At 31.9% G+C, this 25,570-nt stretch carries 32 protein-coding genes and 1 tRNA gene; 8 read left to right on the top strand and 25 right to left on the bottom strand.

Features of this window, described 5'->3' with window-relative positions; all coding sequences use genetic code 11:
- The 7 genes from PHI88_02435 to rpsR form a co-directional block, all read left to right on the top strand.
- Nucleotides 1-1,830: ABC transporter substrate-binding protein (locus tag PHI88_02435; GenBank protein ID MDD5551989.1), on the top strand; the 1,830-nt coding region annotated here is incomplete at its 5' end.
- Nucleotides 1,831-1,857: 27 nt separating this feature from the next.
- Nucleotides 1,858-1,943 (top strand) — tRNA-Leu (locus PHI88_02430).
- A 106-nt stretch (nucleotides 1,944-2,049) separates the two neighbouring features.
- Nucleotides 2,050-3,723, top strand: coding sequence for a ribonuclease J (locus tag PHI88_02425; protein ID MDD5551988.1), 1,674 nt, complete (start codon nucleotides 2,050-2,052; stop codon nucleotides 3,721-3,723).
- Between the two features lie 39 nt (nucleotides 3,724-3,762).
- Nucleotides 3,763-4,833 (top strand): DUF933 domain-containing protein, encoded by a 1,071-nt coding sequence (locus PHI88_02420; GenBank protein ID MDD5551987.1) that lies wholly within the window; start codon nucleotides 3,763-3,765, stop codon nucleotides 4,831-4,833.
- Between the two features lie 31 nt (nucleotides 4,834-4,864).
- Nucleotides 4,865-5,263 (top strand): 30S ribosomal protein S6, encoded by a 399-nt coding sequence (gene rpsF / locus PHI88_02415; protein MDD5551986.1) that lies wholly within the window; start codon nucleotides 4,865-4,867, stop codon nucleotides 5,261-5,263.
- Between the two features lie 2 nt (nucleotides 5,264-5,265).
- Nucleotides 5,266-5,703, top strand: coding sequence for a single-stranded DNA-binding protein (ssb, locus tag PHI88_02410; GenBank protein MDD5551985.1), 438 nt, complete (start codon nucleotides 5,266-5,268; stop codon nucleotides 5,701-5,703).
- 33 nt (nucleotides 5,704-5,736) lie between these two features.
- Nucleotides 5,737-5,931 (top strand): 30S ribosomal protein S18, encoded by a 195-nt coding sequence (gene rpsR, locus PHI88_02405; protein ID MDD5551984.1) that lies wholly within the window; start codon nucleotides 5,737-5,739, stop codon nucleotides 5,929-5,931.
- 62 nt (nucleotides 5,932-5,993) lie between these two features.
- Here the strand turns inward: rpsR and gap are convergent, their stop codons facing one another.
- Genes gap through PHI88_02380 form a run of 5 tightly spaced genes read right to left on the bottom strand, consistent with a single transcriptional unit; the run spans nucleotide 5,994 to nucleotide 9,341 of the window.
- Nucleotides 5,994-7,004: a type I glyceraldehyde-3-phosphate dehydrogenase gene (gap, locus tag PHI88_02400; GenBank protein ID MDD5551983.1), complete on the bottom strand. Its 1,011-nt coding sequence runs from the start codon at nucleotides 7,002-7,004 to the stop codon at nucleotides 5,994-5,996.
- A 4-nt stretch (nucleotides 7,005-7,008) separates the two neighbouring features.
- Nucleotides 7,009-7,251 (bottom strand): glutaredoxin domain-containing protein, encoded by a 243-nt coding sequence (locus PHI88_02395; protein ID MDD5551982.1) that lies wholly within the window; start codon nucleotides 7,249-7,251, stop codon nucleotides 7,009-7,011.
- Between the two features lie 41 nt (nucleotides 7,252-7,292).
- Entirely contained in the window at nucleotides 7,293-7,784 is a 492-nt protein-coding gene (locus tag PHI88_02390; protein ID MDD5551981.1) for a hypothetical protein, read from the bottom strand.
- Nucleotides 7,784-8,647: an NAD(P)H-hydrate dehydratase gene (locus PHI88_02385; GenBank protein MDD5551980.1), complete on the bottom strand. Its 864-nt coding sequence runs from the start codon at nucleotides 8,645-8,647 to the stop codon at nucleotides 7,784-7,786. Before PHI88_02385 ends, PHI88_02390 begins: the two co-directional genes overlap by 1 nt.
- Before the next feature lie 7 nt (nucleotides 8,648-8,654).
- Nucleotides 8,655-9,341, bottom strand: coding sequence for a PD-(D/E)XK nuclease family protein (locus tag PHI88_02380; protein MDD5551979.1), 687 nt, complete (start codon nucleotides 9,339-9,341; stop codon nucleotides 8,655-8,657).
- Nucleotides 9,342-9,426: 85 nt separating this feature from the next.
- Between PHI88_02380 and pth2 the strand changes: the two genes are divergently transcribed.
- Nucleotides 9,427-9,768: a peptidyl-tRNA hydrolase Pth2 gene (gene pth2, locus PHI88_02375; protein ID MDD5551978.1), complete on the top strand. Its 342-nt coding sequence runs from the start codon at nucleotides 9,427-9,429 to the stop codon at nucleotides 9,766-9,768.
- Between the two features lie 187 nt (nucleotides 9,769-9,955).
- Here the strand turns inward: pth2 and PHI88_02370 are convergent, their stop codons facing one another.
- From PHI88_02370 to PHI88_02275, 20 genes are all read right to left on the bottom strand, one after another.
- A complete protein-coding gene (locus PHI88_02370; protein ID MDD5551977.1) occupies nucleotides 9,956-10,378 on the bottom strand; it encodes a hypothetical protein in 423 nt (140 codons plus the stop codon).
- 9 nt (nucleotides 10,379-10,387) lie between these two features.
- Entirely contained in the window at nucleotides 10,388-10,594 is a 207-nt protein-coding gene (locus PHI88_02365; GenBank protein MDD5551976.1) for a hypothetical protein, read from the bottom strand.
- 5 nt (nucleotides 10,595-10,599) lie between these two features.
- Nucleotides 10,600-12,519, bottom strand: a complete 1,920-nt coding sequence (locus PHI88_02360) for a hypothetical protein (protein ID MDD5551975.1) — start codon at nucleotides 12,517-12,519, stop codon at nucleotides 10,600-10,602.
- Between the two features lie 20 nt (nucleotides 12,520-12,539).
- Nucleotides 12,540-14,948: a type IV secretion system DNA-binding domain-containing protein gene (locus tag PHI88_02355; protein ID MDD5551974.1), complete on the bottom strand. Its 2,409-nt coding sequence runs from the start codon at nucleotides 14,946-14,948 to the stop codon at nucleotides 12,540-12,542.
- Between the two features lie 46 nt (nucleotides 14,949-14,994).
- On the bottom strand, nucleotides 14,995-15,741 hold the full coding sequence (locus PHI88_02350) for an ElyC/SanA/YdcF family protein (protein MDD5551973.1): 747 nt from the start codon (nucleotides 15,739-15,741) through the stop codon (nucleotides 14,995-14,997).
- 7 nt (nucleotides 15,742-15,748) lie between these two features.
- The gene (locus PHI88_02345; GenBank protein ID MDD5551972.1) at nucleotides 15,749-16,267 is read right to left on the bottom strand and encodes an iron hydrogenase; all 519 of its coding nucleotides are present in this window, start codon (nucleotides 16,265-16,267) and stop codon (nucleotides 15,749-15,751) included.
- Between the two features lie 30 nt (nucleotides 16,268-16,297).
- On the bottom strand, nucleotides 16,298-18,007 hold the full coding sequence (locus tag PHI88_02340; protein ID MDD5551971.1) for a [FeFe] hydrogenase, group A: 1,710 nt from the start codon (nucleotides 18,005-18,007) through the stop codon (nucleotides 16,298-16,300).
- A gap of 1 nt (nucleotide 18,008) precedes the next feature.
- On the bottom strand, nucleotides 18,009-19,016 hold the full coding sequence (locus PHI88_02335) for an NADH-ubiquinone oxidoreductase-F iron-sulfur binding region domain-containing protein (GenBank protein ID MDD5551970.1): 1,008 nt from the start codon (nucleotides 19,014-19,016) through the stop codon (nucleotides 18,009-18,011).
- An 85-nt stretch (nucleotides 19,017-19,101) separates the two neighbouring features.
- Nucleotides 19,102-19,692, bottom strand: a complete 591-nt coding sequence (locus PHI88_02330; protein ID MDD5551969.1) for an MBL fold metallo-hydrolase — start codon at nucleotides 19,690-19,692, stop codon at nucleotides 19,102-19,104.
- 54 nt (nucleotides 19,693-19,746) lie between these two features.
- On the bottom strand, nucleotides 19,747-19,929 hold the full coding sequence (locus PHI88_02325; GenBank protein ID MDD5551968.1) for a hypothetical protein: 183 nt from the start codon (nucleotides 19,927-19,929) through the stop codon (nucleotides 19,747-19,749).
- Nucleotides 19,926-20,360: an alternative ribosome rescue aminoacyl-tRNA hydrolase ArfB gene (arfB, locus tag PHI88_02320; GenBank protein ID MDD5551967.1), complete on the bottom strand. Its 435-nt coding sequence runs from the start codon at nucleotides 20,358-20,360 to the stop codon at nucleotides 19,926-19,928. The genes PHI88_02325 and arfB overlap by 4 nt, the downstream gene beginning before the upstream one ends.
- 35 nt (nucleotides 20,361-20,395) lie before the next feature.
- On the bottom strand, nucleotides 20,396-21,148 hold the full coding sequence (locus tag PHI88_02315) for a PD-(D/E)XK nuclease family protein (protein ID MDD5551966.1): 753 nt from the start codon (nucleotides 21,146-21,148) through the stop codon (nucleotides 20,396-20,398).
- Between the two features lie 12 nt (nucleotides 21,149-21,160).
- On the bottom strand, nucleotides 21,161-21,325 hold the full coding sequence (locus PHI88_02310; protein ID MDD5551965.1) for a hypothetical protein: 165 nt from the start codon (nucleotides 21,323-21,325) through the stop codon (nucleotides 21,161-21,163).
- A 27-nt stretch (nucleotides 21,326-21,352) separates the two neighbouring features.
- Complete coding sequence (locus PHI88_02305; GenBank protein ID MDD5551964.1) at nucleotides 21,353-21,610, bottom strand: YbaB/EbfC family nucleoid-associated protein; 258 nt, start codon at nucleotides 21,608-21,610, stop codon at nucleotides 21,353-21,355.
- A 5-nt stretch (nucleotides 21,611-21,615) separates the two neighbouring features.
- Nucleotides 21,616-22,428, bottom strand: a complete 813-nt coding sequence (locus PHI88_02300; GenBank protein MDD5551963.1) for a hypothetical protein — start codon at nucleotides 22,426-22,428, stop codon at nucleotides 21,616-21,618.
- Nucleotides 22,412-23,506, bottom strand: a complete 1,095-nt coding sequence (gene rtcA / locus PHI88_02295; protein MDD5551962.1) for an RNA 3'-terminal phosphate cyclase — start codon at nucleotides 23,504-23,506, stop codon at nucleotides 22,412-22,414. Before rtcA ends, PHI88_02300 begins: the two co-directional genes overlap by 17 nt.
- Before the next feature lie 48 nt (nucleotides 23,507-23,554).
- Nucleotides 23,555-23,836, bottom strand: coding sequence for an acylphosphatase (locus PHI88_02290; protein MDD5551961.1), 282 nt, complete (start codon nucleotides 23,834-23,836; stop codon nucleotides 23,555-23,557).
- 80 nt (nucleotides 23,837-23,916) lie between these two features.
- Nucleotides 23,917-24,372, bottom strand: coding sequence for a hypothetical protein (locus PHI88_02285; GenBank protein ID MDD5551960.1), 456 nt, complete (start codon nucleotides 24,370-24,372; stop codon nucleotides 23,917-23,919).
- Between the two features lie 110 nt (nucleotides 24,373-24,482).
- A complete protein-coding gene (locus PHI88_02280) occupies nucleotides 24,483-24,698 on the bottom strand; it encodes a hypothetical protein (protein MDD5551959.1) in 216 nt (71 codons plus the stop codon).
- 79 nt (nucleotides 24,699-24,777) lie between these two features.
- On the bottom strand, nucleotides 24,778-25,570 hold a 793-nt coding region (locus tag PHI88_02275; protein ID MDD5551958.1), incomplete at its 5' end, for an SEC-C metal-binding domain-containing protein.

The following is a 25,570-nucleotide window of genomic DNA, read 5'->3' as shown; positions in this document are numbered from 1 at the left end:
TATAATATGAATAAATTTTTAGAAATATTAAAGGATTTTTTTAAGAAATTCTTTTTTGTAGAAAAATGGAAAGAAAATAAAAAGAAGTGGCCATCAAAAAAACAATGGCGCTCTTTCTTAAAAATAGTATCTATACCAGAGAAAATTTTATTTGTGACTTTAATTATAACCACTGTTCTGTCCGGATTCTTGTGGTGGAGATTCTCTTATATAGAAAAAACCAAGGTTGTGGCAGAAGAAGGTGGTTCTATAAAAGAAGTTATCGTGGGAGAACCGCAGAACCTCAATCCTATTTTTGCCCCTTTAAATGACGCAGATAAAGATATTTCAGAATTAATCTATGCTAGTCTTTTAAAGTACGATAAAAATGGTGATCTTGGAAATGATTTAGTAGAAAAATATACAATAAGTCCTGATGGAAAAATTTACAGCTTTACTTTAAAAAATAAAATTTTCTGGAGTGACGGCACAAAAATTACTGCTGATGATGTCTTATTTACAATGGAAACTATCCAAAATCCAGAAGTTCAAAGTCCTCTTAGGATAACTTTCCAAGGATTAAAAATGGAAAAAATTGACGAAAAAAATATAAAATTTTCTCTTGATAAAACTTATCCTTCTTTTGTTGAAAACTTTAATTTAAAAATAATTCCAAAGCATATTTTCCAAGAAGTTAATCCACAGGAATTATTCTCTTTTATCCCGGAAAAATCAGTAAATTCTGGGCCCTTTAAAGTTCTACAAACTATAAAAGAAGGAGAAAAAATAACGAAAATAATACTTGGTGCAAATGAAAAATACCATAACGGCAAACCGTTTATTCAAAAAATGGAAATTATTTTTAAAGAAACTAAAGAAGATGCATTGAGTTTAAAAAATAAAGTAACAAACATCGGAGAAATACCACCAGAAGAAAAGAAGAATTTAGAAAAAACTTTTAAAATATACTCTTTATACTCTCCTAGATATTTTGCTTTATTTCTAAACCAAGGCAAAACACCCCTAAATCAAAGAGAAGTAAGAGAGGCTATGGCTCTTGCAACTCCAAAAGAAGAAATTATAGAAAAAGTTTTTTATGGTCAAGCAAGGAAAGTAGACGCTCCTTTCCTTAAAGAAAATAAAATAAAAGGAAAATATCCAATTTATAACTATGATGTCAGAAGAGCGCAACGATTACTAGAAAAAAATGGATGGAAAGATATTGATAAAAACGGATTTAGAGAAAAAACGATAAATAGCAAAACCATGGTCTTAAGGTTCACAATATATACTGTTGAACAGAAAGAATTAAATGCTGTTGCAGAACTTATAAAGGATAGTTGGAAAAAAGCAGGCATTAGCGTTGATATTAAAACCTATCCTCCGCAAGACCTCCTTCAATCCGTTATCAAAGAAAGAAAATATAGTATTTTACTTTTCGGACATAGCTTAATGATGACACCAGAACCTTATTCTTTCTGGCACTCTTCCCAAATAAAATATCCGGGTCTTAATCTTTCTTTATATAAAAATGAAAAAGTAGACTCTTTGTTAGAATTAGCAAGGGAACAAAAAGACACAAATAAAAGAAGAAAGGTTTTAGCTGACGCTCAACAAAAAATTACTACAGATATTCCTGCCATTTTCCTTTATAGCCCGAACTTTCTTTTTGCAATAAGAAAACAAATAAAAGCATTTGATGGAAAGTATATAGTTAACCCCTCAAAAAGATTTATAGATATTGGAAAATGGCACATAAAAACAAAAAGAGTGCCTAAAAAAGCTCCAAAGAAAGAAGAAATAAAAACGGAGTTAAAAGAAAGTCCTTCGCCATCTCCAAAGAAAAAATAGAACACTTCTACTTTATTTTTCTAATATGCGGGCATGGCGGAATGGCAGACGCACTAGGTTCAGGACCTAGTGAGAGAAATCTCGTGGAGGTTCAAATCCTCCTGCCCGCACCAAAAACAAAGGCTCGTGATTAATATTTGCTTGGGCATAAAACTAATACATTAATTTAATAAATTAAATTTGGAGTCGAGATATTAATTTCTCGCTTCGCTCAAAATTATGGAAGAGAAAAAAATAAAAATTATACCGCTTGGTGGACTTGAAGAAATAGGAAAAAACATGACCCTTTTTGAATACGAGGGTAAAATTTTAATTGTTGACATGGGATTCCAATTCCCAGATACCGAAATGCCTGGAATTGATTTCATCATTCCAAATACTTCTTACTTGCAAAAAAGAGGAAAAGATATTGTTGGAGTCATATTTACTCATGGACACTATGATCATATTGGGGCTGTGCCTTACGCACTAGATAGAATCGGCAATCCCCCACTCTTTGCAACACCATTGACAAAAGGAATCATAATGAAAAGGCAAGAAGATTTTCCAAACACAGCAAAACTAAATATTAAAGAGGTAAATAGAGAAGATAAAATTTTGCTACCGCCATTTACAATAAAAACATTTCCCCAAAATCACAATATACCTGATTGTATTGGTCTTGTGATAGAAACTCCTGTTGGAAAAATTGTTCATACGGGTGATTTTAAATTTGATCATACGCCAGTAGCCGATAAACCCGCCGATATATCAAAAATTGCAACTTTGTGCAATGACAAGGGAATTTTGCTTTTAATGTCTGATTCAACAAACGCAGAAATCCCAGGGCACAGCCTTTCTGAAAAAAACATTCAAGAAAACCTTGAAACAATATTTGAAAAAAGCAAGGGCAGGATAATTGTTGCAACTTTCGCCTCGCTACTTTCAAGAGTTCAAGAAATAATAAATCTTGCCGAAAAACTGGGCAGAAAAGTTCTTATAGACGGGTATTCAATGAAAGCAAATGTAGAAATCGCAATTAATCTCGGTTATCTGAAAATAAAAAAAGACACAATTATATCGTCTAAAGAAATAAAAAGATATCCAGATAATAGAATTATAATTATCTGCACAGGGTCACAAGGAGAAGGAGACGCTTCTCTGATGAAGATCGCACACAAAGATCATCAATTTCTTTCGGTTAAAAAGGGAGATTCTGTAATACTTTCTTCTTCTGTGGTGCCGGGGAATGAAAGGTCTGTCCAAGAACTAAAAGATAAGCTCTCATGGCAAGGGGCTAAAATATTTCATTATCAAATGATGGATATCCACACAGGAGGACATGCTCAAAAAGAAGAACTAAAAACGATGATTAGCCTTGTGCGGCCTAAATTTTTTATGCCGATTCACGGTAGCCATTATATGCTGGACGTGCACAAAGAACTCGCAACATCTGTTGGAATCCCAGAAAACAATATTATTATAGCTCAAAACGGACAGGTAATAGAACTTTCAAAAAATAATATCAAGATACTTAAAAAGAGTGTACCTGCAAACTATGTAATGGTAGATGGTCTTGGAATAGGAGACGTAGGAGAGGTTGTTTTGCGCGATAGACAGCTTATGGCACAAGACGGTATGTTTGTTATTGTTGTAATTGTAGATTCAAAAACTGGAGAGGTAAAACAAAGCCCCGACATTATATCCCGTGGTTTTGTATATCTTAGAGAATCAAAAGATCTATTGCGCGAAACCAGAAGAAGAATTATAACCCTTGTTGAGGGAATTACAAAATCTCCCCATCCGACAAATTTCACATTTGTGAAAAATAGAATAAGAGAAGAACTTGGAGATTTTTTATTCAAAAAAACAAAAAGAAGACCAATGGTTTTGCCCGTTGTTATCGAGATATAAAAAACTTAGATATTAAAACTTGTTTTTGAAGTAAAATTTATGTTTTCGGTTGGTATTATTGGATTACCAAATGTAGGAAAATCTACTCTTTTCAAGGCCCTTACAAAAATAGCCGTTCCTGTGGGTGATTATCCTTTTACAACAATAGATCCAAATCATGGAATAGTTGCAATGAAAGACAAAAAACTGGAAATAATAAAAAGAGCAATAAGGCCCGAAAAAATAACCCCTCCAATGATCGAATTTATAGATATCGCCGGTCTTGTAAAGGGAGCGCATAAAGGAGAAGGATTGGGTAATCAATTTCTATCTAATATCAATGAAGCAGATATCTTGCTTGAGGTAATAAAAAATTTCTCAATAGTTGGCGAAAAAGACTTCCCAAAAAAGAAAGAACCCCAATATCAACTCTCTGATTCCCCTGATCCCGAAAGAGATATAAAAATTATCAAAAATGAAATTTTAAAAAGAGACGAAAGAATTCTTTATGATTTTCTGAAAGAAAAAAAGGAGAGGGAGGAAGAAAAAGATATTGAAGTCGCAGAAAAAATAATCGAAATCATAAAAAAAGGGGGGTGGATTTTTAACGAAATTGAAAAATATAGCAAAGAAGAAGGGTTAAAAATAGAAGAGTTTGCAAAAAGAAAAAATATCATTTCTTCAAAACCAATAATTTATCTTTTTAATGGAAAAACAAAGAAAAATAATGAATTAATTAAAAAATTTAAACCCTATTTGTTTCTGGATTTAAAAACAGAAGAAGAATTATTGGATTTAAAAGAAGAAGAGAAAGAAGAGTTGGGAATTAAATCTAATCTTGACGATATCGTTCTTACCTGCTACAATGATTTAGATTTAATCACTTTTTACACTATAAAAGGCGATAAAGAAGCAAGGGCAATTGAGCTTAAAAAAAATAGTAGTATTATTGAAGCAGCAGAGAAAGTTCATAGCGATTTTAAAGAAAAATTTATTAGTGCAGAAGTTTTAAAATTTGAAGATTTCGAAAATTATAGTTCGTGGCAGAAAGCAAAAGAAAAGGGCCTTTTAAAAACAAAAGGGAAGGATTATATTGTTGAGAACGGAGATATAATTGAATTTAAGATATAAAAGAAGCTATTTAAAAAAAACAATTTTTATTATGAACCATTACGAATTATCATTTCTTACACCAGACTTAACGGGAGATGAAAAAAATAGTCTATTAAAAGAGATAGAAAATCAAATTACAAAGCTTGGAGGAAAAATAGAAGACAAATTTATCGAGAAAAAAAGATTTGCCTACCCTATTAAGAAAAAAACTGAGGGATTTTTGGGAATCTTTTTCTTTTCATTGGAAAAAGAAAATATCATAGAAATTAAAAAAAATATTGAAAAAAATAATAAAATTCTAAGAATCATCCTTGAAAAAAAGAAAATGAAAATCACAAAAGAAAGAAGAACAAGACCTGAAGAAACAACTCCTCAAATTAAAAAAGAAAAAAAGAAAAAGGTCAAAATAGAAGACTTAGATAAAAAGCTAGAAGAAATTCTTAAATAAACATGAACTTAAATAAAGTTTTTATTCTGGGTCGCTTAACCCAAGATCCGCAAGCAAGAAGTCTCCCTTCGGGAGATACTGTGGCAAATTTTGGGATAGCTACTAATCGTATCTTCTACAACAAGAATAAAGAAAAACAAGAACAAACAGAATTTCACAATGTGGTTCTTTTTGGAAAAATAGCAGATATAGCCCAGCAGTATTTAAAACAGGGAGCAATGGTATTAATTGAAGGAAGGTTGCAAACAAGATCCTGGGAAGATAAAGATGGTATGAAGAAATACAAAACAGAAATTATAGGAGAAAACTTACAAATGGGACCAAGAATGCAACAGGGAGAACAAAATATACAACAGAAAAAACCAGCTCAAAAGGAAGAAAACCAAGAAAATATACCAACAATAGAAGAAGAAATTGACGTAAAGGATTTACCTTTATAATTAAAATTTCACATAATTTTATAAATTAGAAATATGGGATGTTATTTTTGTCAAAGAAATATTAAAGAAATTGATTGGAAAAACGGAAAGCTTCTTTCAAGATACATATCTGCATCCGGAAAAATAAAATCAAAAAGAAAAACTGGAACTTGCAGTAAGCATCAAAGAAGCTTAAAAAAAGCGATTAAAAAAGCAAGGGAAATGGCTGTTCTGCCATATTCTATTTAGGGAAGAATTAACAAAAAAGCGATTTTAAAAAATCGCTTTTTTGTTGTTAATTATTATAATTTCTATAATTTTTCTGCTATATAATTTGTTATATCTGCTAATCTTGTAGAATAACCCCATTCGTTATCATACCAAACAACAATTTTAATTAAACTCTTATTTACCATTGTCAGGTTAGCATCAACTACGGCAGAAAATGAATTGCCTTTATAGTCAACAGAAACTAATTCTGCATCCTCGATTCCTAAAATACCCTGCAATCTTTTTTCTTTTGTTGCTTGCTTGAAAATATAATTTACTTCTTCTGCGCTTTTAGGAGGATTCTTAACCCTGCAAATAAAATCCACAATCGAAACTGTCGGTGTTGGTATTCTTAAAGCAATACCATCTAATTTACCTTCTAGGCTTGGAATTACCTTTGAAATAGATTTTGCAGCTCCAGTTGTTGTAGGAATAATAGAAAGAGCTGCGGCTCTTGCTCTTCTTAAGTCCTTATGTGGCAAATCTAAAATTTTCTGATCATTCGTATAAGAATGAGTTGTGGTCATAAATCCTTCTTCGATTTTAAAATTTTCGTTTAAAACTTTTACAACTGGTGCAAGACAATTTGTCGTACAAGAAGCATTAGAAATAATATTATCTTTTTTTGGATTATATTTTTCTTCGTTGACCCCAAGAATAAACATGGGAATTTCTTTAGATTTTGAAGGGGCTGAGATTATTACTTTCTTTGCTCCTCCTTCAATATGCTTTTTTGCGTTATTATAATCAGTAAAGAAACCCGTACATTCAAGAATAATTTCTGCTCCTGCTTCTTTCCATGGAATCTTTGAAGGATCTTTCTTTGTGTAAACTTTAAACCTATAACCATTTATTAAAAGTTCATCATTCTTTCCGCTTGCCCTTTTTGTATACATCCCATACAAAGAATCATAATTTAAAAGATGGGCAAGTGTTTTTGTATCAGTTAAATCATTTATAGCAACAATGGAAAGATTTGGATATTTCTCTAATAATATTTTAAAAACTTGCCTTCCTATTCTACCAAAACCATTTATAGCTATTTTTGCCATTTTTTTATTTTAAATTTAATAAGTTTTTTATTTTTTCTTTATCAAAACCTATAACAATTTCGCCGTTGATATCAACCACGGGAACCTGCATTTGTCCTGATTTCTTTATCATCTCTTCCCTCTTATCGCTATCCACCGCGATATCTATTTCCTCAAAATTAATATCGTTTTCTTTTAAAAAGTCTTTTAATGCAAAACAATAAGCACAAGTGGGAGTTGAATAAACTTTTATTTTTTGTGAATCCATTTTTTATTATAGCTAAAAATTTATTATTAATGCAAATAAAACTAATTGGATTGGCAATTAAATATTTCGCTTAAATTATCAAGAGTTAGAAATCCAGAAATACGTAAAAACCTGCCATCTTTTGACTCTGTATAACAATTATTATAACAATTTATTCCTTCTGATTCTTTTTTGCATTCTTCGCAAGATAAAATTTTATCTTTTTGCATTCTAAGATTCTTAGAAAAGGCCCATGTAGGAACAGAGTTGATCTCTTCTTTGCGACAAGCCTCAGACCAGTCATTTCCCCTGTTGCAATTTACAACATCCATCTTATCAAAGTACTCTCCAAAAATCTCTTTTTGCTCCTCACAAAAACTACAACTAGATGCTATATATAACTTAATTTTTTTTGAAAGAAGACAATTTATAATTTCTTCTTGATAATTTTTCTTTTGGGCTTCAAGAAAAGTCCTTCCATTAATAAAAAAAATAACCCCTCCGGTTATCGCAACTATAATAACCACTACTAAATATATATTTTCTTTCCGCATTATTTTATTACATTGGGAATTTCCCTTATAAGATCGGTGGGTAAAAGTCCAGCCCCTCTTTTTTCTTTTGCTGCTTCACCAGCCACTCCATTAATATAAGCTGCGGCACTTGCTGCCAAAATTGGATTTATGCCCTGAGACAAAAAGCAACCACAAATTCCAGATAGTGTGTCCCCCGTTCCTCCTACAGTCATTTCAGGACAGCCAGTTTTATTTAAAAAAACCTTATTGCCATCTGAAATTATATCCTGCATTCCTTTAAGAAGTATTGTTACGCCCAATTCTCCTGCTACTTTTTTAACCTCTTCTATTTGCTCTTTTTCTCCCATTTTCCAAATTTCGACTCCTGTTAAAATATAAAATTCATATGCATGGGGCGTCAAAACAAAATTTTTACCTTTTAAAATTTCTTTATTTTTTGAAATCGCCCAAATTGCATCAGCATCAACAACTGCTGGTATATCAATTTTAGATAAGTAATTAATAACAGCTTTTTCTGTCATTTCATCTCTTCCAGCGCCTCCTCCAATAATACATGCCGTATTTTTGTTGGATACTTTCTTTGCGCTCTCGGTAAGAGAAAATAATTCTGGCAAGTGCTCTTCTCCTAAATCTCCTCCCTTTAAAGCAACGGCAATGAGGTTTGGAGAAAAAGAAGCAATTATATCAGCTGCTCTCTTTGGTGCCACTATTAAAGTCAAATCAACGCCCGTTCTTAAAGCAGCAAGAGCTGAAAGGGCGGGAGAGCCACTATAAAGTTTTGAACCTCCTATTACAAGTAGATAACCAAAATCATATTTATGGCTTTTTGGTGGACGTTTTTTATAAATTTTTCTTAGAACATCTTTATCGATATAATCCATAATTATTTTACTTTTTCTCTTTTTTTTCTATTTTATCACATTCGTCTTTAAAATCACAATATTCACATTCCCAAGGAAAACCTCCTTTTCTATTTTCTGCTGATTCTCTTTTTTCCTTTAAGTCAAGAGGAATCGGCGGTATTATTTCGTTTTCTATTTGATACTTCAATTCTTCAAAGTCACTTATAATTTTTTTGCAGAATTTTTGATCGTATTTTAAATCAAACTCTTTCATCTCTTGAGTATTTTTATTCTCGTAAATAACAATGCCTTGAGGAATTTTAAAATAATGCATATAAAGCTGAATTTGTTTTTTATGAGCATCTTCAGGTTCTGCTAATTTTCTAAATTTAAACTCACCTGAACTTTTTATCTCAACAACATAAAGCTTATTATTTACCGATATAACAGCGTCTGCTCTGCCATGAAAAAGCTCCTTTGAGGGTATATCGATTTCCGAAGAGACTACCCTTACTTCAGGAATAGCCAAAAGAACACTCATTATCCTCTGGTGTATTATATCTCCCCTATCAAAAATCCTAAGGGCACGGGCTTCTTTTTCTTTCTTTTTATAACCCTTCATTGAAAAATAAACTGCGCGGGGACATTTTCCAGAGTCTGTAATATAAAAATGTTCCTGATTTCTCTCGCTATATTTATCTTTATAGTGTTGATCAATAAATTCAATAAGCATAAATTTTTTACCTATTTATTTTACCATTTTTTTGAACCTTTGCCAAAACGTATAATTGTGATAGAATTCAGAAAATAAAGAAAATATGTCCCAAAAACAGGCGATAATTATAAGAAAAGATCTCAACCTTAAAAAGGGGAAACTTGCCTCCCAAGTAGCGCATGCGGCTATTATGTCTTTGAACAAAAGCGAATATAAAGAAGAATGGGAAAGGGAGGGCCAGAAAAAAATAGTTTTATGGTGTGGAAATTTAGAAGAATTATTCTCTCTTTACCAAAAAGCAATCGCAGAGAACTTACCCACTGCTATTGTTGAAGACGCGGGGCTAACACAAATACCAAAAGGAACAAAAACATGTATAGGCATAGGACCGGCTCCTGAAGAAAAAATAGATAAAATAACTGCTGATTTAAAGTTAGTTAATTAAAAAGAAAACAGCCAAAAATGGCTGATCTCTTTAAGCTCCATTGATAGAAATTAGAGAAAACATGGAGTTCCATGGCGCCCTGATTTCCGTTTTTGTAGAAAAATTTTAGGAGGTATTATTTTCCACAAACGTTTTTATCAATGGAGCATATCTTATTATAACACACTGGTAAATATTGTCAATATAATTAGCTTTCAAATTTTCTTGCGCGTTTTTGAAATTCCAAAACTAATCTATCGTGAAATTCATCAATAAGATAAGCATATTCTTTACCTTGTTTTTTAAATCTCTGAACTTCGCTATTTAATACCTTGTTCGCCTCTTCAAGACCCTTTTCTATATTAGGATTTTTAATTGTAAGATTAACTAAAGAGTTAATCTTCTCTTCCTCCTCATCTGTCAAATTTCTTTTCTGTATTGCTAATGGAGTTGTAGTCGCTGTTTTTAAAACTTCCACAGTAGGAACAATTCTTTCTTTTTCTTCTGACTTTTCAACTATTTTCTCTTCTTCCCTCTCTGGTTTCTGCTCTACTTCTTCTGATGTCTCAATTTTTTTTTCTGTTGGAAATTTTTCTTCAAAAGATTCTTTAAATTTTCTTTCGTCTTGCATATTTTAATTTTATAGATATTTTTTAACTTTTCTTATTTCGTCTTTTTTCTCTTTATCAAGTCTATAAATATCCAATAATGTTTTCCATAAAAATACTTTTTCCTCGTCCGTAAAAGAAGGTAATTTTTCTAATAATGTTTTTTTTCTATTCTCGTCTATCCTCAGCATCCCTATAAATTTAATTATTGTATTTTTTTCTAAAAAAGCATCAGCCATATTTTTTATTTTTTATGTTTCTTACCACCCAATCTTTCCAATCCTCTGCCACCAGCCATCAAAAGTCCTGTAGCAACATATAATATAGAAATAAGAAAAAGAAAGAAGTATTTCAAAAATCCTTCACCCTTCTCGCTAAAACCTCTTTTTTTAAGATCTTTTTGTATCTCTTTTGTTTGCTCAGGATTAATTTGACCGTTTGTCAATTTTGAAACTGTCTCTGGAAGCATTTTTTCAATATCTTCTTCGCTCTTTGGTTCTTTGTCTAGACCAAGTTCACCTTTTTCCTTATCTGCAACAAGCTTATCTATTTTTCTATTTTTAATATCTTCATAAATTTTCTCAATTCCTCCTTTCGTGTTTTCAAAACTTCCTATTTTCTCTTTTATTTTCTCCCCGAAAATATCATCAGCTTTCTTTATAACTTTCTGATATCTCTCTTCTTCAAATTCCTCAAAACCACCTTTTTTATACTGCCTTTTCTCTACCTGGATAACTCTATTAATCTCCTGACAAATTTTCAAATCTGGATAATTTTCTCTAAGATATTCAACATTTTCTCTCATGCCTTCCCACGAATCACCATTTTCAATATTAGTTCTTAACTCATCTATTCTATATAAAATATCTGCTAATGCTTTATTTTCGCTTTCCGTAAGCCTTGCCTCCCCCATCCTTTTCTTAATTTGTTTCTCGGATTGGTCTAATGATCTTGTAACTATATCTGTCCCAACTTCTCTATCCAAGCCCTGCTTCCAAATATAATCATCTATATCTCTGCCAATTTCCCTTTCTGCATCTTTTCTTGCCTGGCCGTAAATATTTTCACCACCCTCTTCTGTTTTTGAAACTATCCCGTGTTGAAGTTCTATTATACTTCTTATCTCCGCCTGTTCTGTAAAAACATCTACATATTCATCTTTTATTTTTTTCTCTCCTATTTTTCTCTCCAACTCTTCTCTGGCCTCCTGAAGTTCATGTAAAAGTAAATATCTTTCAGCTAGCCCGATTGAACCACCTTGACTTTCTACAATATTTTGAAGATTTTCTATTCCTTCTATTCTACTTTTTGTTTCATCATCCTCTATCTTATCCATACCACCATGATTTTCTTCAAGCTCTTTAATCGCGAGACCCTCTTTAATAGAACTACCATCAGATATTAAGCCACTTTTTAATAAATATTCTCGAGCTGCATTATCTTTTAATCTTAAACTTCTTCCTTGTAAAAAATCGTTACATCTATTTATTATATCTCGATCTAAGATTGTCTCTGGATTATCTAAAGAATAATAAGATTCTCTATGTTCTTGCTCTTGCTCTTGCTCTTGCTCTTGACTCATTTTATCTACAATTTCATCTAATATTTCGAAAAGATCAACTCCTTCTCTCTCGCGGAAACCTTTAAGAAATTCTAAGAAACGTTCGGGTATATATTCATTAAATTCATCATCTAGATTTTCTGGAAAGGAAGGGATTTCATCTTTTCCATCAAAAGTACCCGGAGGAATTTCATCCTTATTTTCTTCTTTTTTTTCTTGAGGAGTTACTTTTTCTTTCCCCTTAGATGGTTCTTTGTTTGGCTTTCTTTCGGGAGTTTTTTTATTTTTTTTTCTAGCTTCAACCGCTGCTAATCTTACCTTTTCACATTTATGCCAGAGCTGCTCCCTTCCATCTATTATCAAATCAGCTTCGCCAGTTTTTTTATTTGGTTTTGAATCTAATTTATCGAAAAAAAATTTTTCTTCTTCAATTCTTTTAATAACGTACTTACCGTCTTCAAACTCTAATTCTCCCCCCACTTTCAGTTTCTCTGAGAAATCTCTCATTCTAGTAAGATTATCCTGCTCTTTTGGATTTTTTATTGCCTTAAGACGGTTATCTAATTCTTCCTGTGACATTTTTGTTGGATCTTCAAATTCCATATTCTAAAATTTTATAAAATTTATAACTTACCTCTCCTCTGTTCAATCTCTTTTTCAATAATTTCCCTCATTCTCCCGTATTTCTGATAAGAAAATTCCTTGATTTCTCTTGATTTTTGCGGATCTGAAACTTCAGGAGGATAAGATATCATATTAAAAGGTAATGAAACTTTACCTTCTGTTATAATTTTGACATAAAAATTATAATTGTCAAGATGAATTAAGTCATGGACAGTAAAGTTAGGTTCAAACTCTTTAATCAAAAACTCAGCGTCAGCAGGACCCACTCTTAAAGACATAATAGTTCCAATGTTCCCAAAAACAGCATCTCTTATAGGGTCTGGCAGTTGCCCAATAAACTGATGGGCTATTATTAAACTCAAACGATATTTTCTTGCTTCAGATAAAATTGTAGCGACGCTCTCTGTACAAAAATTCTGAAACTCATCCATATACAAAAAGAAGTCTTGCCTTTCTTCTTCTGGCATATCGACCCTTGAAAAAGCTGCCATAGCTATTTTCCCGTTTATAATAAGTCCAAGCAAGGCAGCATTTATCTCTCCAAGTCTTCCTTTTGTAAGGTTCACTAAAAGAATTTTCTTTTTGTCTATTATCTCTCTAAAATTAAGTGTTGTTTCCTTCTGCCCGATAATTGGCCTCATATAATCATTTGCAATAAACGTACTGAACTTACTTGTAATATAAGGGACAATATTTTGTAAAGAAGCTTCCCCCCCTGCTTTTTCTGCTTCCTTTTCCCAAAAATCTCTTACTACAACATTTTTACATTTAGAAAGAAGGTAATGCCTAAATTCTTTATCAGCCAAGACTTTTGGCACTTCCATTAAAGTATATTTTTCGTTTGGATCGTCCATTAAGAGCAAAAGGGCATTTCTTGTATACTGTTCAAATATGGGCCCACCTGTTTGTTTTAAATCATAAAGCTTATCAAAAATATTTATAAGCTCATTTACAATAAATGTTTTTTGCTCTGGATATTGCGGATCATAATCTAAAAAATTAAGACCAATCACTCTATCAAGTCTGCCGGGATCAAAAACGATGACGTCTTCTAATCTTCCTCTTGGAACTTTTCCTAAAACTTTTTCTATTAAATCTCCATGGGGATCTAAAACACCAACGCCCTCTCCGTTTTGAATATCTTGAGTGATTAAATTTTCAATAAAGGCAGTTTTTCCAGTCCCTGTCTGTCCAATAATATACATGTGCCTTCTTCTGTCATTATTTTTTATTCTGATTTTAGTATCAATTCCTCTATAAAGATTGTGCCCCAATAAAAGACCTTCTTCCGGTAAATTTTGGGGAGCTGGCGAAGTTTTTGATTCAACAATTTTCATTGTTGGCGTTTTGACAAATGGCGTCGTTAAGTGAAAAAGGCTAGTTATTTCTTCTGTGCTAAATATTATTTTATGAGCAGGGTCAAAAAGACGAAAACTAAAATTATAAATAAGCTTTTTAAAAATCGCTCCACCGGTTCTCACGTAATTAAACTCATTTAAAAGTGGGGCCGAGTATTGATCAAAAACATTTTCTATTTGCGAGATAACATTATCGCTTTTGGATTTATCTTTACAAGAAACTATAATTCTAATATTTGTTTCAAAGCAGTCTTTATTTGCTTTACTCTGAATTGATTTAAATAATTCTTCTTCTAGGGGTCTTTGCTGCATCATTTCTTCTTCTTTCTCTTTTTGATCGTCTTTTGACAACACAAACTCTCCTGCAGAATGCAAAGTACCAACAGAAGCAGCAGCCTGTGAAAATCCTTTGCCCTTTGCCATATTTCTTGCAACTTTTCTCATTTTTTTTCTCCATCTTTTTGAAGATTTCCTCAAAACAATCTGGATTACACCTTCTTCATCTTCGTTAAGCTTTGTTAAAACATTGGTTAGGGTTGCCAAAGGATCTACTTCAAAAAGGGAATAAGTCTTTATCGGTAAATAACTTGCCTTGTCTAAAGACAAGTAAGAAGCTGCTGCTATCTCGTCTGGAGCAAAAATATTAAAATCTTTTATCTTTTCAATCTGGGCATCGGGATAAACTCCGTTTATCTGCTTTTCTATAAAATCACTATATCCAGCTGGGGAAGAAATATAAAAATTAATTTCTTTTTTAACTTTTGCAATTTCTAAACAAATCCAAGCTCGCGGTTCAAAAACACCCCCCTTTTTAAGACCGGTTAACGCAGTAAAAAAATCTTCCATTAAAGCTATCCACTGCTTTTCTTGTTTTTGAGATTCTTGAACCTCTTGGGGAGTCTTTTGCGGTAGGCTTACGGAAAATAAAACATAATCTAATGATCTTTTCTGGACTCTTCTTTTCCTTATCTTTTTCCCAAACAAAAACAGAAAAAATAAAACCACTAGAATACTAATACTTATTAAAAAAACTAAAAGAAAATTATTCATGTTGTATAATTCTAAGGCTTTAAATAATAAATTTCAAACTTCAAAACTATTTAAATAACCTATAATACAAAATTCCAAAATATTCATGAAAAGCAAGGTTTGATTTTCTTAAATTGTGTGGCTGAGGAATAAAATCTAAAAGAACAAAATCGCCTCCCATTTGATAATCTGCTGGCACAGGAATCGGATTTAAACCCGCCTTTCTGAATGTTTCAACTGCTCTTGGCAGATGGTAAGCAGAGGTTACTAGCATAAACTCTTTTTCGCCTATTGTCTTTTCTAACTCTTCTGCGTGTTCAAAAGTATCAGCAGAAAAAAGTTCAAAAGAAACTTTTTCCTTTGGAACGCCATATAGTTCTAAAAAACTTGCTCCAAATAAAGCTTCTTTTGAATATTTATTAATAGGACTAGTGCCAGAAACTATAATATGGGGTTTGTCTTCTTTAATAGAATATATTTTAAAAGCCTCGTTCAATCTAAAAAGAGTACTATCTCCAAAAACACTAGGTAGGGATAAGTTTTTGTTTTTAACTCCACCAGATAATACAACAATTATATTTGTTTTTTCTATTTCTTCGTGAGAAGGATAATTATATTGTCTTTCAAGCGGCATTAAAATTAAATTAGAAACAGGAGTAATAGAAAAAAAATAGTAAAATGAAATACTTATAATTAATAATACAAGGCCAGGTTTTTTCTTTTTTGCAAAAATCAAAATTAGTCCTGTTATAAATAACACAAATATAAAAACACTTGGCAGTATAAAGGCTTGCAAAAACTCTATAAAAATCATAAATGAATTATTTTTTGCCTCTGATCTTTAAAACAAAATAAGCAATAACACCACCAAAAAGAGCAGTAATAAGCTGCGGCCAATTCATCATTAAAGCAACATTCTTTGCAAGTTCTTTTTTTAGTAATAGTCCAATTACAAGTGAGCTTGTGCTGAATAAAAATAAAAATTTCAGCAAAGAAGCTAATGTGACGCCTAACCAAAAATTTTTCTTTTTAAGATAATAAAAAACTAATATCAAAATGGTGTTTCCTATCATTATAAAAGGAATCATTGGCGCAAGAGGTGCTGGTAAAAGTCCAGTTGCTAATGCTACCAAGCTCGGCAAAAGACCAATTAAAATTGCAATATGTGGTGAGAATAAAAATGTTGCTAAAAATAGAGTTGCATTCACAATTGGTCCTGTAATTGCCTGTGAATGGATTAGGGCTGGCAACAAAACAGCAATACCAAGTAATGTTGAAAAAACAGCAAATTTTTTAATTGTTTCTGTCCTATTAATAATTAATTCCTTTGTAATTTTCATAAAAAATTTTAAACAAAATATTACGACCTTTTAGTTTTCTCTTTTTTTTCTTGAAAATTTTGTATGACAAATGTGGTGAACTCTTTCTTCCTTATTTAAGTATCCTTGATAGATTTCTTTTACGATTGGATTTTCATGAGCCATTCTTAACTTTGCTTCATTATCAACTTTATAAAGCCCTTCCGCTCTTTTTTTTCTTATTTCAGGCGAAGTTGGCAAGGGCTGCCCCCCTCCCCCGATACAACCGCCAGGACATGCCATAATTTCAATATAATGATAAAGAGAAGGATTTTCTTTTAGCTCTTCTAAAATTTTTTTTGCATTTAAAAGTCCATTTACTACAGCAAGCCTTATTTTTTTATCATCAATATTAACCTCTCCTCTTTTTACTCCCCGCATACCTCTTGCTTCTTTAAATTCAATCTTACAAGATTTTTTGCCAAAAATATCAACTATCGCTGTCCTTAAAGCTGACTCCATAACGCCACCAGAAGCTCCATAAATAACGCCTGCTCCAGAAGCTAAGCCCAAAGGATTGTCAAGTTTTTCTGGTTTTATATTTTTAAGATTAATTTTCTTTTCTTTAAAAAGTCTTGCTAATTCCCTAGTTGTTAAAACAAAGTCCACAGGATAAAGACCATTTATTTTTAGTTCCTCTCTTTTAACTTCATACTTTTTTGCAGTACATGGCATAATAGAAACAACTATTATATTCTTGGGATCAATTTTTTCCTTTTCTGCAAAATAAGTTTTTATCAACCCTCCTAAAATAATATGAGGCGATCTTACAGTTGTTAAATTCGGAATAAATTCTGGATAATAAAATTCAACAAACTTCACCCAGGCAGGGCAACAAGAAGTCATCATCGGTAAAATTTCTTGATTTTTTATTCTTTCTGTTAGTTCTTTTGCTTCTTCAACTGTTGTAATGTCGGCGCCGACAGAAACATCAAAAACCTTATTAAAACCTAATTTTCTTAAGCCCGCTGCTATTTTTTCAGTAATTGGCTTACCATAAGGCAAACCAAATTCCTCTCCAATGCTTGTTCTTATAGAGGGAGCAATTTGTACTACAACTACCTTATCTTCTGCTTTAAGAGGGTCTTCGATTTGCTCAAATTCCCCAGTACTTTCAATCGCCCCTACTGGACAATGAACAATACATTGTCCGCAATAAACGCAATCTTTATTTTGATCTTTTGAAGTTGTAATTTGAAAGAAACCATCTTTCTCTTCTGTTTCTAAAAATCCAACACCTTGCTTTTTGCACATTTCAACACAATTCTTACAATCCATGCACTTTGTCCAGTCAAATTCAATTGGTCCTGCAACTTCTATCGGAAATTTTGATTTTCTGTCTTTAAATTTTGTGATTTTAATTTTATATTCCTTTGCCAACTCTAAAAGATTACAATTATTTTCCCAAACGCAATCAGAACATTCTTCTCTATGCTGAGTAAATATCAGCTCTAAATTAATTTTTCTTGCTTTTTTAATCTCAAAAGAATCAGTAATAATTTCCATTCCTTCTTTAGCCTTTGTGGAACAAGATGTATGAAGGCCTTTAAATCCCTTAATTCCTACAAGACACATTCTGCAGTTTGCTTTAATTTTAAGATCAGGATGATAACAAAGTGCGGGAATATTAATTCCGTTTCTTTTTGCTACTTCAAGAATAGTCTCCCCTTCCTTAGCTCTTAATCTCTTATTATCAATAATTATTTCTATCTCTTTTGCCATATTAAATATTTAAAATTTTATCTGAAAAAGTTTTCAAAACTTGTGAAACTCCCTTACCAAGGCCACAAAAACTAGTTTTTTCTAAAGTAAAAATTATATCCTTTAAAATATTCTTATCAATTTTATTTATCTCAAGCATTTCATAAATTCTATACAAACCCTCACGACAAGGAACGCATTTATCGCAATTTTCTTTCATAAAAAAAGAAATCCATTCTTTCATTAATGCATAAAAGTCTGTTTCTTCTTTATTGTAAATAATAATCCCTCCATTGCCACAAGCTTTTTCTTTTAAATCTTCTTTTGCAAATATTTTGCCAGAAGCTCCACCACCAACTTGCAAGAAGAAATCAAACTTTGGAAAATTGTCTGTACTTTCTAAAACATGCGAAATAGACCAATCTATCGGGAGTTCAAAAACTTTTTGTCTTATTGGTTCTCTATTAATAACGCCCAAAGGAATAGCTGCCCACGCTATTGAATAAAATCTATTTTTCTCATAATCGTTTTCCGCAATTTTCGCAACATAATAAAAAGTTTCAACGTTATTAACAAGAGTTGGATAGCCAAAAAGTCCTTTTTGAGTTGGAAATGGAGGTTTTAATCTTGGCTCTTCCCTCCTACCCTCTATTGATTCGAGTAAAACACTCTCTTCTCCACAAAGATACCCTCCAGTTTTTTCAAAAACCTTAATTGGTAAACCATCTATTAAACTTTCTAATTTTTCTTTAAATTTTTTATAATAATCCTTTCTTAAATAAATATATCCCGAGCTATTCTCTGACATTGTTTCCATTGCCAGTTTTATGCCTTTAATTACCTCTTCTGGATAATTTTCCAATATAAAACCATCCTTATAAACGCCCGGTTCACTTTCTGAGGCATTACAAATAACAAATTTCTTATCTGCTATTTCATCTTTTACCATTTTCCATTTAAGAGCTGTTGGAAAATCAGCCCCGCCCCTTCCTTTTGTTTCTAATTCTTCTAATTTTTTAATTATGTCCATAATTTTTACAATTGGTAGGATTATTTTACCATTTTTATTGTACTTCTGCCAAACAAAAAACTACCCAAGTCTTTATTTTAAAATTTCAATTCTTTAAAAAAGAGTTCATGTCAAGCCCGCTTTTGCTTACTTTAAAAATATCACCATGCCCTGGACAAACATTTATTCCTGCCTTTAAAAATTTTGATATCTTATTAAGTGATTTTTTTATTTCTTTCTCATTTCCCCCCAGAAGGTCTGTTCTGCCAATACCATCTGCAAATAATAAATCTCCCGTAAATAAAAAACCGTTGCCAAAAAGGGAAAGACTTCCTTTTGTATGGCCTGGTGTATCTATAACCAAAAAGGAAACATCGCCGAATTTTATCTTATCCCCTCCTTTTAAAAATTTATCAGGATGAAAACTTATAAAATCTTTTTCTTTTTCGTGTATTAAAATTTTAGCCCCTGTTTTTCTTTTTAATGATTTGTTCTCTAAAATATGATCTGGATGAAAATGAGTATTTACAATATATCTCACTTTTATATTTTCTTTTTTAATCTCTTTAAAAATATTCTCTACTTCCCCGTCAGGATCAATAACCATTGCTTCGTTCCTAGAAGATAATAAATAACAGTTCGTGAGTAACGGTCCTACTATTAATATTTTAATTTTAAAATCTTTATTATTCTCCATTTTTTAAACTCTCTCTGAAAAATTTAGGCCAGAAAGAGTAAAATTATAAACCTTTTACCTTGACTCGGTTGGTCCAGTCTCGATAGTGGGAGTAAATTCCGGAACATTAATCGTAGGCGTTGTATTATTAATAAAATTTTCTGATTCTCTTTTTTCTTTATTTAAAAAATAGAAAAAAATCAGAAAAATAATAGAAATCAAAAATAGAACCAAAAAAATAATCGGTTTTTGATTCATACATCAAAATCTTCTATTTTAACTTTTGCCCTTCTCTTTTTTCTCTCAGATATTTCTCTCTTCTCTTTCAATCGTTTTTCAATTAAACTCCTTTTTGGCTTTATTTTTTTTCTTTCTTTTTCTAGCTTTAAGGCTTCATTTATCAAACTATGAAGTCTTTCAATTACAATTTCTTTATTTCTTGATTGCGATCTTGTTTCTTCTGATTCAAGAACAAAATCTCCTTCTTTTGTAATTTTATTTGGATATTTCTTAATAATCTTCTCTCTCTGGTCTTCGTTTAGAAGCTTGCTCTTATTAACGGCCCAACGAATTCTTACGCCAGTTGAAACTTTATTTACATTTTGCCCTCCAGGACCAGAAGATCGAAAAAAATCAAAAACCATCTCTTCTTCGGGAATTTCAATTTTAAATTTTGCTTCTTCTGCCATTTTTATCAGACTGGCTTAATATTTTAATAACGCACTTATCTTTCTGCCTCCTTTCTATTTTCTGTATAAGCGCAATGCTCACAAGTTGGGGAAGAATCTGGAATTTCGCTTGCCATCAAACATTTCTTAGCATCTATCAGAGTTCTTTCGATCCAGAAATCATTTCCCTTATAACTTATAATTGTTGATTTAAATTCAAGCTTTCCGTCAAACTTAGATCTGTTTTTTGTAGCATTGGCAAAAACAAAATATCCAATATTAGATACTTTAAAGCCCTTTTGTCTAAAAATCCACTGATAAACTTCCATCTGTTTTTTGTAGCCCTCCTTATATTCATCATCAAGAGAAATCTCTTTTTTTGTGCTTGTTGATTTATAATCGACAATAAACAATTCTTCTTTTTCATTTGCCCAAATATCATCAACAATACCACAAACTTCAAAATTAGTTTTTTCGTGCAAAACGCAAGCTCCAATATATTTATAAAAATCATCCCTCCATTCGGGTAAGTCCGGATGATTATATGGAACTGCGTCAATTCCATATTTTTTCATAAGCTCGTGCGACTCTCCTTTTTTACGCAGGAGATCAAATTCTTTTTTCAACAAGCAATCAACGGCAGAGTTTAAAGAAAAGGCCGGCATGCCAGGCCTTTTAACGCCTAATTTCCTATCTAAATAAAAACATCTTGGGCATTCCAAAAAAAGATCTATCTTTGTACGACTTAATCTAAAAGGCTCTTTTGACGTGGAATCAAAAAGATTCCACCCCCTATTGTTAAAAGACATAATTATAATAAATTATTTATTTTTCTGAAGTTCCACTATTTGCTCTTCAAGTTTATTAATGGTTTTTTCTTGCTCGCCCCAAGCGCTCCTAAAACCAGTAAAAACTGAAGTTCCGGCTATAATAACCACTATTAATATTATTACAAGTCCTATTTTATTTTCTATTTCACTTCTCATTTTTCTAATTTTTTTAAAAAACGACCTTTAAAATCCCATGCCTGGCATCTGCTGCATTCTCTGGGCCATTTTAATTTTCATTTTATTCATTGCTTCATTAATACAGTCCTTTAAAATCTTTTCTTGTTCTTCTTTTTGCAACTCCGAGTTTAAAACAATTTCTTCAATCTCCATTTTGCCGTTAATTACAACTTTAGTCCCCTGTTTTTCAACCTCTACCATTTCTTTTGCAAGCTCATCTTGCATCTTTTTAAGCTCTTTTAATTGTTTTAGTTTATCTAACATAAATTTTAATTTATTTTAAAATTTTTAAACCTTTCTATTAATTTATCACCTTCTTCAAAGATTTTTTGACACTGGTTAATGTAGTTTATAATTCCTTTATTTTCTTTCTTTTGAAGTTCTTTTTCAATATTATTTCTTATCTCGTTCATGCATTTATTTTTATCTTTTACCGAAATTAATTCACCTTCTTTATTTTCAAAATTCCAATCACCGGATTTCACTTTACGATTCTGTTGTTTATTTTTTTTATCTTTTTCTTTGTCTTTAACATTTTTAATTGTCGCGACTTTCACAGTGCCATTTTTATATCCACCCTCATATATTAAGCGAAAAAAACTTATCTCTACCTTCTCGTCGCCTATCAATAAACCTACTCTAATTTTTTCTATAGGTTCACCAATTTCATCTTTTAGATCTTCGTTTTCGCTTATTTTACTTCTTACGATTTTAACAATTTGATCGTAATTGTTTTTATCGTTTTTTAAACGCTGTCCTTTAGACAATGCACCATAATGAAATCTATTAATTTTCTTTTTAATCTTCCTAAAAATAGGATCATAAGTAAGGTAAGCGTATTTCTTATCAATTTCATCTTGCCAATCCCATTTATCAACAAAACATTCTTCCTGAATTTTATTTTTTATTCTTTCTATATCCGTCCATAAAGGGAATATTACCTCTTTCGAGAATTCTCTCTTCCTCTCGCCCCTTTTGAGCAAAATATCCCCCTCTATAGCAATAAAAGCTGCCAAAGCTGTAGCAAAAGTACCAATTGCACCAATGGCTTGCCAATTAAGATTTTTAAAAATTCCGCACATTATTATTCCAACTAATTATATTATCCTTTGTTTTAAATTTTCCTTTAATAAATTTTTCAATTACCCAAATATTTGTCCTTAAGTGCTCTGTGACTTTTGATGTTTTTATTTTAGCGGATTTTGTAAAAAGCGCAATGTAAGGCAAAATCTGATCGGAAAGATGAGAATCTAAAGTATTTTCCCCTTTTGTTTCCTCTAAAAATTCCATTGCTGCTTCTTTACCAACTTCTTCGCTACTTTTTTCTGGCTTTCCTAAAATACTTGTTCCGATAAAGGTATTTTCAAATTGGCCGACAATAGTCACCTGGCTCCCAGCTAAAGGAGAATCATAGTATTCAATCTTTGTTTCAATTGGCAAATGGGCTTTTTTATAAAACAAAGGGGTCTGGTGCGTTCCACTCAACTGTCTCTCTGCGACTTTTTTTTCTTTTAAAATTTCAGAAGCTCCTGAAATTATTAATATTTTTTTTAACTCTCCTCTTTTTGTTAAATTAAATTCTTTTACTTTTTGAGAAAAGTTAATTGGAGAAATATAATTTTCAACTTCAGCTTCTCCCTTAGGATAAAAACCACGCCTTGATATTTCAACTTCAAGTTTGCCATTATTATTGCCAGGTAAAGAAGATATTATTTTCTCGAGCATTGGCAAAAAAACATAACGAAAATAATCAATTTTAGGAGAAAAAAATGTATCAGTCGCCCCGCCCTTGAACTTAATTTTAATCTTCTTGCCGGATAATAAAGCCGGTAAGAGAAGCATTTGCAAAATTAAGGTAATACTTGCTGCGGTTTCAATTTTAATCTCAATATCTGTTCTGAATATTTCATTTGGTTCAAAAATTATTTCTCCAGACCCAATTTCGTCTCCTTCTAATTTTGCATTATAAAGTTCGGAAAGCGCCTGAATACCAACTAAATGCTGTAATGCGAGCCCGGGATTTTCACGATTTTTTCTAATATTAAAAATAAAACAAGGTTTCTTTAAAACTACTGATAGCGAAAGAGCTGTTCTTAAAATTTGCCCTCCCCCTTCACCATAAGAACCATCGATTTCAACAAAATTAGAATTTTGAATCATAAAAAGTATAAATTAGGCTTTATTCGTTATTCTTAATTCATAATTCGACTAATAATGAATTTCAAACTCCTCAAACTCTTCTTTATATTCTTCCCATTTGAATTCTTGATTATTAACGCTCGCATTCTCTGGTCCTTCTCTCATCCATTCAACCATTTTTTCAACCCTATCTTTATCTCCCTCAAAAACTGCCTCTACCCTGCCATCTGGAAGATTTCTTACAAAGCCAAAAACTCCAATCTTCTTGGCTCTTTTTAGAGTATTTTGACGAAAGAAAACGCCCTGAACAAAACCATTTACAAAAATATGAGCCCTTACTTTTTCTGCCATAATTATTTAATTTTACAAAAAATCCGTCCATAAAAAAAGCAGAAGCGCGATTTCGCATCGCGCTTCACTTGAACTCCTCCTTAAAACAGATTCAACTGAGGATCTGGGGGTGACTTCTCTTCGGGAATCAACTCTAGCTGATTCTGCCAACGCCTTGGTGGGTCCTTTTTGAATATGGGTTCGGGATCCTTAACCTCAAGTGTGCAGTTTTCGTCGTTGACAAAAATCTCTGCTTTATAGTCGCGACGAATTTTTGCACTAACCTGATGAAAAACAGACCGCCTTAAGCTGGCATGCTCTTCTGCACCCGACCCCAGAGCCAGTGCTTGTTTTTGACTAACAAGCACTTCAATGGGATTCTTTACGCCCTTAACTCTTGCCACGACTACTATTTCGCGGTCTGAAGGCATAAATCCCAAGAGGTCAAGCCCACAGCTCGGACAGTAAATCGTGGGGTTTGTGCTCGTAAGGTCCTGACCACAAGATGGACAAGACTCAAGTCTTGTTTTCTTTTTCTTTCTTTTCTTATTCTCCAAAACAACCACCTCTTTTCCTGTCGGAAGAACTAGTTTTTAAATAACCGAATTATATTATACAATATATTATAAAAATAAGCAACCCGCAGCTACTTAAATTCACTGCGGGGCTATCTTCTTTGCCTCCTCCGAGACGCTCTTAGTCCAAAGTGCTTATATGCTTCTCTTCTTGCTTCTTCAATTTCCTCTTCATAAGGAAATTCCCTAATGTTTTTTATCTTGCATTCCCTATTTAAGAATATTTTATATATCTGGACCTCAGAGCCGTTTTTTCGAAAGTAAAACTGAAGACGTCCTATCTTTTTTGAAAAAAGATCTTCCTCCATTTTCTGCCTCCTTGTAATAGAAGAAATACCTTTATCCTTTATTCTAACTTTAATATTATTTTAAAGAAAAAGTAAAGAGTTATCCATACTTTGGGTAGCAGCATTTTTTATATTTTTTACCAGAACCGCAAGGACAAGGATCGTTTCTTCCAGCTTTCTTAGAAAATACTTCTGGCTTTTCCTCTTTTCTTTCTTGCGTCTTGGCAAGCAAATTTATTTTTGGTTTTTTTTCTGCTAATTCTTGTTGCTGAGGTTCTTTTACAATGCTTACTTTAAATATAGTGTCTGTAATTTTTTGTTCAAAAATATCAAAAAGACTCTGAAATAGTTTAGATCCTTCGATTCTGTAAACTACTAAAGGATCTTGCTGGCCATAGGCGCGAAGTTTTACGCTGTCTCTTAATGACTCCATGGTTTCTAAATGTTCCATCCATAAAATATCTATTGTTCTCAACTCAAGAACTTTTACGACTTTTGAAAATTCGTCTCCAAGTTCTTTCTTTTTTTCTTCAAGCATCTTTCTCGCAAAATCTAAAAAATATTCTTTAATTTCTTCTTTCTTTTTTGCATTTTCTATTTTTTCTTTAAAATTATCAGACGACGGAAAAATACTATTCATTTCCTCTAAAATTTCCTTTCTGCCCCAATCTTTCACGACTTCTTTCCTTGTATGAAAGTTAATAATTTTTTCAATTCGATTTTTAACAATTTCAAAAATGTTTTTCTCCTGATTTTTATCGCTTGTCTCTAAGATTTTATCTCGTTCTTTGTAAATTTTTACTCTTTGCTTGTTTAAAACGTCGTCATAATCTAAAAGGTGTTTTCTTGCGTCAAAGTTAAAACCCTCAACCCTTGCCTGAGCTGACTCAATA

Source organism: Candidatus Paceibacterota bacterium, assembly GCA_028716825.1.
Lineage (GTDB): Bacteria > Patescibacteriota > Minisyncoccia > Minisyncoccales.
Note: the sequence above shows the minus strand (reverse complement) of the source record. Positions and strands in the feature narration are given on the sequence as shown.

Coding starts and splice junctions, on each gene's coding strand:
- PHI88_02425 (MDD5551988.1), top strand. CDS start 2,050: ATGGAAGAGAAAAAAATAAAAATTATACCGCTTGGTGGACTTGAAGAA.
- PHI88_02420 (MDD5551987.1), top strand. CDS start 3,763: ATGTTTTCGGTTGGTATTATTGGATTACCAAATGTAGGAAAATCTACT.
- rpsF (MDD5551986.1), top strand. CDS start 4,865: ATGAACCATTACGAATTATCATTTCTTACACCAGACTTAACGGGAGAT.
- ssb (MDD5551985.1), top strand. CDS start 5,266: ATGAACTTAAATAAAGTTTTTATTCTGGGTCGCTTAACCCAAGATCCG.
- rpsR (MDD5551984.1), top strand. CDS start 5,737: ATGGGATGTTATTTTTGTCAAAGAAATATTAAAGAAATTGATTGGAAA.
- gap (MDD5551983.1), bottom strand. CDS start 7,004: ATGGCAAAAATAGCTATAAATGGTTTTGGTAGAATAGGAAGGCAAGTT.
- PHI88_02395 (MDD5551982.1), bottom strand. CDS start 7,251: ATGGATTCACAAAAAATAAAAGTTTATTCAACTCCCACTTGTGCTTAT.
- PHI88_02390 (MDD5551981.1), bottom strand. CDS start 7,784: ATGCGGAAAGAAAATATATATTTAGTAGTGGTTATTATAGTTGCGATA.
- PHI88_02385 (MDD5551980.1), bottom strand. CDS start 8,647: ATGGATTATATCGATAAAGATGTTCTAAGAAAAATTTATAAAAAACGT.
- PHI88_02380 (MDD5551979.1), bottom strand. CDS start 9,341: ATGCTTATTGAATTTATTGATCAACACTATAAAGATAAATATAGCGAG.
- pth2 (MDD5551978.1), top strand. CDS start 9,427: ATGTCCCAAAAACAGGCGATAATTATAAGAAAAGATCTCAACCTTAAA.
- PHI88_02370 (MDD5551977.1), bottom strand. CDS start 10,378: ATGCAAGACGAAAGAAAATTTAAAGAATCTTTTGAAGAAAAATTTCCA.
- PHI88_02365 (MDD5551976.1), bottom strand. CDS start 10,594: ATGGCTGATGCTTTTTTAGAAAAAAATACAATAATTAAATTTATAGGG.
- PHI88_02360 (MDD5551975.1), bottom strand. CDS start 12,519: ATGGAATTTGAAGATCCAACAAAAATGTCACAGGAAGAATTAGATAAC.
- PHI88_02355 (MDD5551974.1), bottom strand. CDS start 14,948: ATGAATAATTTTCTTTTAGTTTTTTTAATAAGTATTAGTATTCTAGTG.
- PHI88_02350 (MDD5551973.1), bottom strand. CDS start 15,741: ATGATTTTTATAGAGTTTTTGCAAGCCTTTATACTGCCAAGTGTTTTT.
- PHI88_02345 (MDD5551972.1), bottom strand. CDS start 16,267: ATGAAAATTACAAAGGAATTAATTATTAATAGGACAGAAACAATTAAA.
- PHI88_02340 (MDD5551971.1), bottom strand. CDS start 18,007: ATGGCAAAAGAGATAGAAATAATTATTGATAATAAGAGATTAAGAGCT.
- PHI88_02335 (MDD5551970.1), bottom strand. CDS start 19,016: ATGGACATAATTAAAAAATTAGAAGAATTAGAAACAAAAGGAAGGGGC.
- PHI88_02330 (MDD5551969.1), bottom strand. CDS start 19,692: ATGGAGAATAATAAAGATTTTAAAATTAAAATATTAATAGTAGGACCG.
- PHI88_02325 (MDD5551968.1), bottom strand. CDS start 19,929: ATGAATCAAAAACCGATTATTTTTTTGGTTCTATTTTTGATTTCTATT.
- arfB (MDD5551967.1), bottom strand. CDS start 20,360: ATGGCAGAAGAAGCAAAATTTAAAATTGAAATTCCCGAAGAAGAGATG.
- PHI88_02315 (MDD5551966.1), bottom strand. CDS start 21,148: ATGTCTTTTAACAATAGGGGGTGGAATCTTTTTGATTCCACGTCAAAA.
- PHI88_02310 (MDD5551965.1), bottom strand. CDS start 21,325: ATGAGAAGTGAAATAGAAAATAAAATAGGACTTGTAATAATATTAATA.
- PHI88_02305 (MDD5551964.1), bottom strand. CDS start 21,610: ATGTTAGATAAACTAAAACAATTAAAAGAGCTTAAAAAGATGCAAGAT.
- PHI88_02300 (MDD5551963.1), bottom strand. CDS start 22,428: ATGTGCGGAATTTTTAAAAATCTTAATTGGCAAGCCATTGGTGCAATT.
- rtcA (MDD5551962.1), bottom strand. CDS start 23,506: ATGATTCAAAATTCTAATTTTGTTGAAATCGATGGTTCTTATGGTGAA.
- PHI88_02290 (MDD5551961.1), bottom strand. CDS start 23,836: ATGGCAGAAAAAGTAAGGGCTCATATTTTTGTAAATGGTTTTGTTCAG.
- PHI88_02280 (MDD5551959.1), bottom strand. CDS start 24,698: ATGGAGGAAGATCTTTTTTCAAAAAAGATAGGACGTCTTCAGTTTTAC.